The 11,888-nt window shown below is 74.5% G+C and carries 10 protein-coding genes and 1 tRNA gene; 3 read left to right on the top strand and 8 right to left on the bottom strand.

Annotated features, from left to right (window positions below; genetic code table 11):
- Nucleotides 1-693: GntR family transcriptional regulator (locus VFW24_01960; protein HEX5265512.1), on the top strand; the 693-nt coding region annotated here is incomplete at its 5' end.
- A 2-nt stretch (nucleotides 694-695) separates the two neighbouring features.
- On the opposite strand, the gene VFW24_01955 is transcribed toward VFW24_01960, so the two are convergent.
- Genes VFW24_01955 through VFW24_01925 form a run of 7 tightly spaced genes read right to left on the bottom strand, consistent with a single transcriptional unit; the run spans nucleotide 696 to nucleotide 9,911 of the window.
- Entirely contained in the window at nucleotides 696-1,643 is a 948-nt protein-coding gene (locus VFW24_01955) for a lysophospholipid acyltransferase family protein (protein ID HEX5265511.1), read from the bottom strand.
- Nucleotides 1,640-3,229: a lactate racemase domain-containing protein gene (locus VFW24_01950; GenBank protein HEX5265510.1), complete on the bottom strand. Its 1,590-nt coding sequence runs from the start codon at nucleotides 3,227-3,229 to the stop codon at nucleotides 1,640-1,642. The genes VFW24_01955 and VFW24_01950 overlap by 4 nt, the downstream gene beginning before the upstream one ends.
- Entirely contained in the window at nucleotides 3,226-4,479 is a 1,254-nt protein-coding gene (locus tag VFW24_01945; protein HEX5265509.1) for a zinc-binding dehydrogenase, read from the bottom strand. Before VFW24_01945 ends, VFW24_01950 begins: the two co-directional genes overlap by 4 nt.
- The gene (locus VFW24_01940; protein ID HEX5265508.1) at nucleotides 4,476-6,839 is read right to left on the bottom strand and encodes an HAD-IB family hydrolase; all 2,364 of its coding nucleotides are present in this window, start codon (nucleotides 6,837-6,839) and stop codon (nucleotides 4,476-4,478) included. The genes VFW24_01945 and VFW24_01940 overlap by 4 nt, the downstream gene beginning before the upstream one ends.
- A complete protein-coding gene (locus VFW24_01935) occupies nucleotides 6,836-7,480 on the bottom strand; it encodes a hypothetical protein (protein HEX5265507.1) in 645 nt (214 codons plus the stop codon). Before VFW24_01935 ends, VFW24_01940 begins: the two co-directional genes overlap by 4 nt.
- A gap of 11 nt (nucleotides 7,481-7,491) precedes the next feature.
- Complete coding sequence (locus VFW24_01930; GenBank protein HEX5265506.1) at nucleotides 7,492-9,120, bottom strand: FAD-binding oxidoreductase; 1,629 nt, start codon at nucleotides 9,118-9,120, stop codon at nucleotides 7,492-7,494.
- Complete coding sequence (locus VFW24_01925) at nucleotides 9,120-9,911, bottom strand: VOC family protein (protein ID HEX5265505.1); 792 nt, start codon at nucleotides 9,909-9,911, stop codon at nucleotides 9,120-9,122. The genes VFW24_01930 and VFW24_01925 overlap by 1 nt, the downstream gene beginning before the upstream one ends.
- Nucleotides 9,912-9,970: 59 nt before the next feature.
- On the opposite strand from VFW24_01925, the gene VFW24_01920 reads away from it, so the two are divergent.
- Nucleotides 9,971-11,377 carry an amidase family protein gene (locus tag VFW24_01920; GenBank protein HEX5265504.1) on the top strand — a complete coding sequence of 469 codons (1,407 nt, stop codon included), beginning with the start codon at nucleotides 9,971-9,973 and terminating at the stop codon, nucleotides 11,375-11,377.
- Nucleotides 11,378-11,409: 32 nt separating this feature from the next.
- A tRNA-Val gene (locus VFW24_01915) sits at nucleotides 11,410-11,483 on the top strand.
- A 14-nt stretch (nucleotides 11,484-11,497) separates the two neighbouring features.
- Here the strand turns inward: VFW24_01915 and VFW24_01910 are convergent.
- The coding region (locus tag VFW24_01910; GenBank protein HEX5265503.1) for a hypothetical protein at nucleotides 11,498-11,888 on the bottom strand (391 nt) is incomplete at its 5' end.

The following is an 11,888-nucleotide window of genomic DNA, read 5'->3' as shown; positions in this document are numbered from 1 at the left end:
GACCAGGTCACATCAGGTGAGCTGGCCCCCGGCGCCGTGCTGCCCAGCGAGGCGGAGCTCTCCCGAGCCTACGGGGCCAGCCGGGTGACGGTCCGCAAGGCCTTGGAGCTGCTGCGGTCCGAGGGCCTGGTCGACGCCAGGCAGGGTTTCGGGTGGTTCGCGGGGGGCCAGCCCCTGCGCCAGACCCTCGGGCGGCTGGGCACGATCGAGGACCAGCTGGCCGCCTCGGGCCGCCACCCCGAGCGCCGGGTGCTCGACTTCGGGTTCGTCAGCGCCCCGGCCCGGATGGCGGCCGTCCTCGGTCGTGACGAGGTCCTCCGGGTCCGGCGCCTGAACCTGGCCGACGGGGTTCCCTTCGCCCGGGTGACGGTGTGGGTGCCGGCCGACCTGGGCGCCGGGCTCTCCCGGAACGACGTGGAGCGGGCCACCTTCTACGACCTGCTCGGCGTGCGCCTGGCCGGCGCCACCCAGACCATCGGGGCCGACGCCGCCGACCGGTCCGACGCCGCCCTCTTCGGGGTGCCGGTCGGCTCCCCGGTCCTGCGTTGCGAGCGGGTCACCCTGGACGGGGCCGGGCGGGCGGTGATCGCCGCCGAGCACGTCTTCCCCGCGGGGCGCACCGAGTTCGTGGTCGAGCTGTCGAGCGCCCCCGAGGCGTCGATGGCCCCCTCCGGCCTCCGCCTCGTCGAGTAGCGCTAGTACCTATTCCTGCGGGCCCAGGCGCTGCGGTCCTCCGGCGCCCGGCGGGCCCCCTTGGGCGCGGGGCGGGCCCACGCCCGCCGCCATCCCGCGACCTCGGGCCCCGAGAGTGCGGGCGTGGCCCCGGACGCGGCCCGCCGGCGGGCCTGCCACCAGTCGGTGCGGCGCTCGTCGGCCAGCGCCGCCACCTCGTCCTCCAACCGGGCCGCCACCCGCCGGGCGTTGTCACCGGGCTCGGGCCGCACCGGGCGCCCGAAGGTGACCGTGGTGCGGGTGGGCTGGAGCCGGCGGGCGCCGCGGGGCAGGGCCACGTCGGTGCCGTCGATGTGGACGGGGACGATCGGCACCCCGCCCTTGATGGCCAGGTAGGCGGCCCCGCCCTGGAACGGCTGGGCCCACCCGTCGGGGCTGCGGCCCCCCTCGGGGTAGATCAGGATGCTCCAGCCGTCGGCCAGCAGCTCGGCGGGGAGGTCGGCGGACCGCCGGCTGATGCGGGTGCGCTCGATCGGCACCGCCGCCAGCGAGAACGCCCAGAGCGCCGACTTCCACCGCTTGTCGAAGAAGTAGTCGGCGGCCGCCGCCACGACCAGGCGGTGGCGGAAGCGGCGGGGCAGCACCGAAAGGAGAAGGGTGGTGTCGAGATGGCTGTTGTGGTTGGCGGCAAAGACCAGCGGCCCCTCCAGCTCCTCCAACCGGTCCACCCCCTCGACGGTCGGCGGCACGACGGCGTGCACGAACGGACGGGCCAACGACTCCACCAGGACGGCCCGGGCCAGGCGCACGCCGTAGCGCCGGGACCAGTCGGTCTCGTAGTCGACGCCGGTGTGCCGGTCGGGCGGCGGCATCGGCACGGTGGCGGGCCACGTCGGCGCCGACCACGGGAACCGGGCCGGCCGGGGCAGTCGCAGCCGGGGGACCCGGACCTGCGGAACCTGCAGCTTCACGTCACGTCGGCCATGAAGAGCGGCGGGTTGTGGATGTGGGTGATGGTGGGATCGCGTCCCACCACGTCCTCCGCCATCTCCAGGGCGTCGGTCAGCGTGGACGCCGACCGGAAGCCGAGCCGGCGCACGGCGGCCTGGTCGCCGCCGACGATGATGACCCGGCCCAGGTGGTCGAGGGCGTGGGCGCCCCAGTACCACATGTAGAACGGATGCACGCCGTGGTAGGCGTGCCCGGTCCGGTACAGGTGCACGTACCACGGATCGGTGGCGAAGGACTCCTCGTACTTGGCCTCGATCTCGAGGGGGTCGGTGGTCTCGGCCAGGACCTGCTCGAAGAAGTCGATGTAGCTGGGGTGGAAGACGGGGTCGAAGGCCCACGGCGTGGGGTGGGACAGGATCAGCACCCCGCCCGGGCGCACGAGGGGCCGGCCCCGGTACAGGTTGAAGAAGTACCCGAGCCCCAGGCACATCACCAGGATCGGGTTCATGATCGAGTTCACGTTGTAGGGGCAGATGTACGGCAGCCCCATGGTGAGGATGTCGGTCTGGCCCTCGACCGGCACCAGCTGCTGGCGGTAGACGTTGGCGGTGGTGGACGCGTGCACCGCCTCGACCTCGCCCGCCTGCACGCTCGTCAGCCCCATCGGGGCGCGCATGGAGTGGAAGATCGAGCGGCGGATCCGGTCCGGGGTGCGCTCGAGCGACGCCGACGCCGCCAGGTAGCCGGCGCGGTCGCGGAGCGACCACTCCCATTCGCGCCGGGACAGGAACGAGAACGGGTCGGGGAAGGCGTTGTTGTTGAGCGTGGTCTCGATCTGGAACACCTTGACCCCGCTGGCGGCGATCATCCGGCCCATCCGCCAGTTGGACGAGTGCAGCTCGGAGTGCTCCTGGTCCATGAACGAGCGGGAGTGGACCATGGTGTGCACGTTGTGGTGGTGGCGGAGGCTGCGGTAGCTGGCCAAGCCGGTGGCCACGCTCTTGTGGCCCCCGTCCATGGCGACCAGGTTGATGTTGACGTACACGACGAGGTCGCTGGTGGCGGCGCGCTTGTTGATCTCCACGTCCTCGCCGGCGTCGGTCAGGCCCAGGTGCACGAGGTTGTCGGGGTCCTCGGCGTCGTGCTGGGTGAGCAGCCCGTGCGGGGCGAAGGCGTCGTACACCCGGTTCCCCAGGGCGTGGCGCAGCTCGGGCTCGGTCATCCGCCGGTGCAGGGCCAGGGCGGCCACCAGGACCACGTCGTCCACACCTGCGGCAGCCGCGGCGTCGAGCACGGCCTCGATCACCCGCTGACGCACGTCGGGGGCGCGCATCGGCGGCAGCGGCAGGGAGACGTCGTCGAAGGCGATGGTGAGCCGCATCCCCGGCCGCAGGAGGGCCGACAGCGGGGCGCTGTCCCCGAGGGGGTTCTCGAGGGCGGCGCGGATGGCGGCGTCGGGGTCCTCGATCGGCTTGAGGGGCTCGGGCGGGTACACGACCCGGCTCCCGCTGGGGAAGCGCTCGAGGCGGAAGCTCTCGCCGTGCCACATGAGGAGGGGCGGCGTGGAGCGGTCGACCTCCAGCACGTATCCGGGCCGCGGGCTCATGCGTTCCTCCAGGCCGGGCGACGGGTTTCCGGGCGCAGGTCGAAGACCACCTTCACCGTGCCCCGGCGGCCGGCCTCGGCGGCGTGGGTCAGGGCCTCGGTGAAGCGGTCGAGAGGGTAGCGGGCACCCACCAGGCGCCCGAGACCGGCCTCCGCTACCAGCTCGAGGGCCAGGTGGAAGGTGCGGGGGAGGGAGCCGCTTCGCCCCGGGTCGGGGAGGTCGGGGTCGGAGGCGGTGTCGGCGGGCCGGCCCGGCAGGTGCTCGACGCCGTAGGCGTAGGCGCCGACCAGCTGGACCTCCCGGTGCCAGAGGGGCGTGAGGTCGAGGCGGACCACGCCGGGCATGCCGGCCAGGACCACCCGCCCCCGGGGCCGCACGACCGCCACGGCCGTGGCGATGGACTCGGCGCTGCCCACGCAGTCGACCACCACGTCGGCGCCGCCGGTGAGCACCCGGCCGGCGGCCAGGGAGCGGGTGCTTCGCCGCACGGCGCGGGCGATCCCGTCGGGGGCCACCACCTCGTCCGCCCCGAGCTCGCGGGCCCAGCGGCGCTGCTCGGGATACTTGGCGGAGGAGATCAAGTGGCCGGGGAGCGCCAGGCGCCGCAGCGCCGCCAGGGTGGTGAGCCCGAGGGTGCCGGAGCCGAGCACAGCCACGGTGGCGTCGGAGACGGGGCCGGCGGCCAGGGCGGCGTGGACCCCGCACGCCGTGGGCTCGACCATCACGGCGTCGTCGTCGGAGAGACCCTCGGGGACGGGGTGGATCTGCGACTCGTGGGCCACCAGGGACGACGACCAGCCGCCCCCGGTGTCGGCGCAGAAGCCGGTCTGCAGCCCCGGCTTCAGGTGCCCGAACGCCACGTGCCGGCACCCGCCGGTGTCCCCGACCGCGCACGCCTCGCACGGCGGGAAGATGCCGCGGGCCTCGCAGCCCAGCACCGGTTCGATCACGACCCGGGCGGATGGCTGGTCCTCGAGGTGGCCGACCAGCTCGTGGCCCGGGACGAACGGGAAGCTGACGATCGGCTCGAAGTAGCGGGAGCTGCGCCCGTCGACCGTTGCCAGGTCGGAGCCGCAGATGCCCGAGAGCAGCGGCGTGATGCGCCTCCAGCCTGGACCGGGCAGCTCGGGCGGGTCGACGTCGGCCAGGTGCAGCGGGCCCACCCGGGCGCCTCCCCCCGGCGCCCACGACCCCGCCACCCGGGCGGCGGCAAAGCGGGCCAGTGACCGCTCGAACACGAGCGCCTTCACCTGGCGCGCTCCCGGGGGCGCCCCATCAGCCGGGGGGCCAGGGGCAGCACGGGCGCGGCGTAGCCCGGGGCCCGGCCCCACTGCTCGGTGTGCCACCCCCGGCGCCGGGCGATGGTGGCCAGCTTCACCTCCGGGTTCACCGCCACCGGATGGCCCACCGCCTCGAGCATGGGCAGATCGCTGGCGGAGTCGGCGTAGGCCATGGACTCGGCCAGCTCGAGGCCCTCGGCGGCGGCGTAGGCGGCCATGGCCAGGGCCCGGGCCTCGCCGGTCGGCGGCGAGTGGTCGAGCTCGCCGGTCAGGCGGCCGTCCCGCTCCGACAGCCGGGCGCACACCACCTCGTCGAAGAGGGGCCGGAACGGCTCGACGACGATCTCGAGGGCGCCGGTGATGAGCAGGGTGCGATGGCCGAGGGCGCGGTGCTCGCGCACCCGGCGGATCCCGGCCGGGAACGACTTGCCGATCAACAGGGTGCTGAACAGCTCGGGCACGTCCTCGCGGAGCTCGTCGAGCGACGCCCCCTCGTAGCGCCGGTAGAAGTGGCGGAGGAAGTCCCCGCGGTCCCGGCGGTCGAGGGCCAGGAGCGCCGGCGCCTCGCGCAACGCCCGCAACGTGAAGCGCAGCCGGTCGGCGTCGGGCATGCGCCGGGTGGCCAGCCACGACCACGACTCCACCACGTTGGACGCGATCAACGTGTTCTCGAGGTCGAAGGCGGCGATGTGGCGCTCGGGCGCGAGCACCGCCCGCCGGCCCCGCTCGTGGCGGTCGGGAGTGGTGCGCTTGCCCGGCGTGGCGCGCACGCGCGCGTGCACGACGATCGAGGGCAGGTGGATCTCCTGCACGTAGCGGTCCCAGTCGACGGTGCGCGGGTCGACCTGGAAGTCGTCCCGCTCCTCGGCCGGGAGCCTCTCCCTCAGCTCCAGCAGGCGGTCGACGCGGAAGCGGGCCTCGGTCTCGGTGTAGGCGCCGTACAGCTCGACGTACCCGAGGGCGCGGCCCACCAGGTTGCGGCGCTCCTCCAGGCGGGCCGTCCACTCCGCCTGGCGCCCCCGCATCGGCAGCGAGCGGGTGGCCTTCTCGGCGGTGGTGAGGAGGCGGTCGGCGCGCTGGAGCTGGCGCTGCACCTTGCCCCGCCCGGGGAACGACCACTCCGGGGTCACGATGGGCTGGCCGTCGGCGTCGTAGAGCGGGTTCTCCCGGAAGTACGCCGTCACCAGGTCGACCAGGCGGCGGTAGCGCAGCGGGTTCACCGAGCCGGAGGCGACCTGGTACACGGAGGGCCCGTCCGGGTCGGGGCCGGCGGCCACCACCGCCAGGATGGCGGCCACGACGAAGTCCACCGGGATCACGTCGATGACCCCTTCGGGGATCCCGGGGAAGGACTGGAGCAGGCCCCGGGCGTAGGAGATGATCACCGGCTCCGCCATCCGGAAGCCCCGGATCCACCCCGGGCGGGGCTCGGCCGCCGCCGACTCGATGATCGACGGGCGCACGATCGTCAACGGCACCAGGCCCCGGTTCTCGAGGAGGGCCCGCTCCCCGAGGGCCTTGGTGTAGGCGTAGGCGTCGGGCCAGCCGAGGGACTGGGCCCGGGCCCGGCCGGCGTCGACCAGGGCCCGGCTCACCCACTCCTCCCGCAGCTTCTCGGCCCGCTCCGACAGCAGCGGCGTCCCGGCCGCCCCCAGCTCGTGGCGGGCCTGCCTGTGGAACTGGCCCAGCTGGTCGGGCTCCCGGCTGGCCGCTTCGGCGTCGGCCCGCACCCGGCGGGCGGCGGCCACCTCGTCCCGCCAGGGGACGTCGGCGGAGAACGGGGTGTCCGACAGCAGCGCCTCGGGCGCGTCGCCCCGGCGGGCGCCGGCGACGTAGGCGGTCGACACCGCCACCAGGTGGGCGGGACCGTCGGCGCCGTCGCGCCCGGCGCCCGCCATCGCCTCGGCCAGCCGGGACCCGCCGAGCAGGTTCACCTCCACGGCGGCGTCGAGGGGGGCGTCGAAGCTCACGCTGGCGGCGGAGTGCACCACCGTGGCGCAGCCGGCCAGCAGGTCCCGCCCGGCGTCGTCCAGGCCCAGCCCGTCCTGGCCCACGTCGCCGGCCATGACCAGGAGGCGGGCGCCCGTCTCGGCGTCGAAGCGGTCCCCCCACTCCCGGCGGAGGCGGTCGAAGCAGTCGTTGCGGACGATCTCGCGCCGCACCCGGTCCTCGGCGCCCCGGCGTCCGGGCCGGACCAGGACCGCCACCTGGCAGTCGGGCACACAGCGCAGCAGGCGCTCCACCAGCGCCGTCCCGAGGAAGCCGGTGGCCCCGGTCACCCCGATGCGCCGGCCGGCCAGGGACTCCCGGATCGAGACCGGGTCGCTCAACGGCCCGGGCGCCGGCGGCGGGGGGCCGGGGGGGTGTAGCGCTTGTTGGCCTCGATCCGCCTGGCCGCCTCCGCCTCCGCCGCCTGCCGGGTCCGCCGCTCGGCGCGGGTCTCGCGCTGCGCCCGCGGCGACCCCCCGCCGCCGGAGGACCCACCGGAGCCCCCGGTGCGGCCCCGGCCGCCGCCCCGGCCCGAGGCCGCGGCCTGGCCCTTGGCGGCCTGGCGCTGCTCGCGCACAGACCGGGAGTTCTTGATGAGGAGCCAGCCACCCAGGCCCACGAAGGGGAAGCCCAGGACCGTGCCGCTGAAGGCGGTGAGGAACAGGGCCATCGACACCAGGGCCGTCAGCACCCGGCTGCCGTGACGGGCCGCCAGCCACAGGGCCAGCCCGAACCCGCAGGCCAGGCCCACGAGGAGGGCGGGGGAGACGGTCTTGGCGGCATGCGACCCCGCGGCCGGGGCCTTGTAGGTCAGCGCCCCGACGATCCCCAGCACCACCGCCAGGCCCGCCGCCGCGAACGACAGGAGCTGCTCCTGGCGCTCCATGTCCCTGCGGAACAGGCCCCTGGCCCCGGCGCCCCCCGGCGCGGGTGTCGGCGCCGCCGGCGCCGTCTCCGGGTTGGTGGGCTCCTCCTCGGACACGGTCGCCAAAGCTACCGGGGGTCCATGAGGACCCCGGGGTTGAGGATCCCGGCCGGGTCGAGGACGTCCTTGGCCGCCCGCAGGGCCCCGGCAAACAGCTCCGGGCGCTGCCGGTCGTACCACGGCCGGTGGTCCCGCCCCACGGCGTGGTGGTGGGTGATCGTCCCGCCGTGGGCCAGCACCGCCTCCGCCGCCGCCGCCTTGATCTCGTCCCACTGACTGACCTCGGATCCGGGCCGCCCGGGGGCGAACACGCTGAAATACGGCGCCGGCCCGTCCGGGTACACGTGGGTGAAGCGGCAGGTGACCCACCCCGCCCCGCAGATCTCCTCCAGGGCCCGGGTGACGGTGCCGGTCACCCCGGCGTGCAGCGCCCCGAAGCCGTCCCAGGTGCACGCCGTCTCGAACGTGTCCACGATCACCGACATCGCCACGAGGGCGTCGCGGGTGTACGGGGCCCGGATGAACGAGTTGCGCCACGTGCCGACGGCCCCGTCCCGGTCGCCGCCGCCGCTCCCGGCGCTGGCCCCGCCCTCGCCCGCGGGCCCGCTGGCTCGCACCCCCTCGGGCGCCTCCCCGCCGTGCCCGGAGCAGATCTCGAGCGCCCGGGCCAGGGCCCCCTCGACGGGATGGTCGGCCGACTCGAAGCCGAGCACGAGCACGCTCACCCCGCCGCCGGAGCCGGCCGACAGGGCGGCCTCCTCGACGTCGAGCAGGCGGCAGTTGGCGGGATCGAGGCCGGACTGCGCCACCTGGCGCGTCGCCTGCACCGCCGCCTCGTAGGAGGCGAACCGCACGCCGGCCGAGGCGCGCCAGCGGGGCCGGTCCTGCAGGCGCATCCACGCCTCGGTGATCACGCCCAGGGTGCCCTCGGACCCGAGGAACATCCGGTCCGGGGAGGGACCGGCGCCCGAGCCCGGCAGCCGCCGCGACTGGACCACGCCCGCCGGCGTCACCACCCGCATCGACTCGACGAAGTCGTCGATGTGCGTGCGCACGGTGGCGTAGTGCCCGCCCGAGCGCGTGGCCAGCCAGCCGCCCAGGGTGGAGAACTCGAACGACTGCGGGAAGTGTCGGAGGGTGAGCCCCGGGGGGCGAAGCTGCTCCTCCAGCGCCGGCCCGTACGTGCCCGCCTGGATGCGCGCCGCGCGCGAGACCTCGTCCACCTCGACCACCTGGTCGAGCCGGCTCAGGTCCATCGACACCACGCCGGCGAAGCCGTCGCCGGCGCACTCCACCCCACCCACCACCGACGAGCCGCCGCCGTAGGGGACCACCGCCGTGTGGGTGGAGGAGGCCCAGTCGAGGAGAGAGGTGACCTCCCCCTCGTCGGCGGGGAACGCGACCAGGTCCGGGGGATGGTCGAGCCGGCCCTGGAAGGCGCGGACCACGTCGCGGTACGCCTTGCCGTAGGTGTGGCCGGCGCGGTCGTAGACCGAGTCGGAGACGCAGTGGGCGAGGGTGCGGGGGATCTCGACGCGCGGCGCGGGGAGGTCGAGGTCCTCGAGGCGGGCGGGCTCGGCCACCTTCACCTCGCCGCCGAAGCGGGCGGCCAGGCCGGCGGCGATGGCCTCCTTCTGGGCGCGGTCGGGCCCCTGTCCCTCCCAGCCCCAACCCCACCACGAGCGCCGCCGCTCCATCAGCCGCGACGACCGAGGAGGATGAGCCGGGTGCCGAGGTTGGCGGTGGGCTCGACGTGCCAGATGTCGCCGCGGGGAGTGGCGGCCTGCGCCCCGGCCGGGTCCTGCATCTCGAACGCCACGTGGTGGACCCGCCCCGGCCGGCTCCCGAGCCAGGTGTCGACCGGACCTGCAACCGTCGGGGCGATCAGACGGATGCGGCCCGGCCCGGGCCAGGCGTAGTCGAGGAAGCGGTGGTCGTCGGTGACCCCCTCGTCGAGCCGCCGGCCCCCCAGGAGCTCCTCGAACAGGTGGATGCCCTCGTGGAGGTGGCGCACGGCGTGGCACACGTACACGAGGGACGTGTCGGACCCGGCTCCCCCCGGTCCGTCGTCCCCGCCGCCGTCCTCGTGGGACTGCGCCAGCTGCACGACGATGCCGGCCGCGTCCCTTGGATGGAGGAACGCCTCCTTCCAGTGGGGGTCGCTGTCGTTCACCCCGACCGGCTCGTACCCGGCCTCCCGGGCCGCGTCCAGGGCCACGGAGAAGTCGGGCACCGTGAAGGTCAGGTGGTGGGGCCCGGGACCGTTCCGGTCCAGGAAGCGCCGGAGGAAGTCGTTCTCGTCCGGGTTCCGGGGCTCGAGCATCTCGAGCACCATTCCGTTGGAGTACCGGACCTGGGACCAGAAGAACCCCGGCGACGGTCCCTCCGGGCCCTGGCGCCCGCCCAGGTCGCGCACGTAGCGCTCGGCCAGCTCGGCCCGCCGCTCCGCCGCCACGGCGATGTGGTTCAGGTCGGCGCCGTCGATCATGGGTCGGATCGTGGATGACGGGCGGCACCCCTGTCGAACCCGTCTTATGCTCCCTCGCCATGGACTTCCGGGGGGAGACCGTGGCGGGCCTGGCCGGCAGGGTGCGGGCCCGCGAGCTGTCGGCGCGGGAGGTCGTCACCGGCGCCCTCGACCGCATCGAGGAGCTCAACGAGCGGATCAACGCCTTCGTCCACGTGGATCCGGAGGGGGCCCTGGCGGCCGCCGACGGGATCGACCGCCGCCTGGCGGCCGGGGACGACGTGGGGGAGCTGGCCGGGGTCCCGCTGGCGGTCAAGGACCTCGAGGACGTCGTGGGGATGCCGACGACGAAGGGATCGGCGCTGTTCGCCGGCGCCGGGCCGGCCAAGGCCGACTCGGTGCTGGTCGAGCGGCTGCGGGCCGCCGGCTGTGTGGTCGTGGGCAAGACCAACACCCCCGAGCTGGGGTGGAAGGCCGACACGGTCAACGTGACCTTCGGCGCCACCCGCAACCCCTGGCACACCGACCACAGCCCGGGTGGGTCGTCGGGAGGAAGCGCCGCCGCCCTGGCGGCGGGCATGGTGCCGCTGGCCACCGGATCGGATGGAGGCGGGTCGATCCGCATCCCGTCCTCGGCATGCGGGCTGTCCGGCTTCAAGCCCTCCCTCGGGCGGGTGCCGTCAGGCGGGGACCACGCCCCCGACTGGCACCACCTCTCGACCCGGGGGCCCATGACGCGTACGGTCGCCGACCTGGCCCTCGTGCTGGACGCCGTCATCGGGCCCGACCCGACCGACATGCGCTCGCTGCCGATGCCCGAGCCGTCGTGGCTGGGCGCCATCCAGTCTCCCCACTTCCCGTCCCGCGTGGCCTGGTCCCCGACCCTCGGTTACGCGGTCGTCGACGGTGAGGTGCGCGAGCTGTGCGAGCGCGCTGTGAGGGTCATCGCCGATCTGGGCGCCGACGTCACCGAGATCGAGACCGTGTTCCCCGAGGACCCGGTCGGGGCGTGGCTGACCATGACCACCGCCTACAACCTGCGCACCCTCGAGAAGCACCGGGGCACCGACGCGTGGGCTCGGGTCGATCCCGATCTCGTCCAGGTCGTCGAGCACGGGGCGTCGTCGCTCGGCGTGGTCGACCTGGTGCGCGCCGAGGACCGTTGCCACGAGCTGAACCTCCGTCTGGTCGAGCTGTTCCACCGCCACCGCCTGCTGATCACCCCGACCATGGCGGCGGCGCCGCCGGTGTCCGGCGGCTACGGGACGGTGAACGGCAAACCCGACCCCAACTGGGTGCGCTTCACCTACCCGTTCAACATGACCCGATCGCCCGCCGCCACCGTGTGCTGCGGTTTCACCTCCACGGGCCTCCCGGTGGGCCTGCAGATCGTCGGGCCCCAGCACGGCGATCTGGTCGTCCTCCGCGCCGCCGCCGCCCTCGAGGAGGCCCTGGACCTCGACCGCCGGGCCCCCGTCGACAGCTGAACTGGGGCGGGCGGTAGGATCTCTGCCGATCAGGGCCGTTAGCTCAGTTGGTTAGAGCGCGCGCTTCACACGCGCGAGGTCAGAGGTTCGAGTCCTCTACGGCCCACGTCTCTAGCGCCGTCACGGCCGGATGCGGCGCAGCAGACGGTCGGCAAACCCACCGATGCCCGATCGGCGCGTCGGGGCGGGCTGCTCCTGCTCCTGGCCTCCGGCCTGCGGTTGAGCGACGGGAGCGCCCTCGGTGGAGGACAGCGTCTGGGCAAGGTTCCATGCCATGTTCAAGGCGTCCTGAGGCGTGCTGCCCTGCGCCAGCATCTTGAAGTAGCGCTCCCGGACCAGGAACCCGTGCCATTGCATCTGCGCCGACGGGTACATCTTGGCCTGCGCCTCGAGCTCCTGGCGTATGCCGGAGGTGTTCAGAGCCTTCACGAGGTCCTGAATGCCGAGATTGATGCCGGTCTCGAGGACCTTCCTCATCTTCGCCTGCTCGGGCGGGCCCAGCCAGAAGTCG

Source organism: Acidimicrobiales bacterium, from assembly GCA_036273495.1.
GTDB lineage: Bacteria > Actinomycetota > Acidimicrobiia > Acidimicrobiales > JAJPHE01 > DASSEU01.
This window is presented reverse-complemented; position numbering and strand designations above follow the sequence as displayed.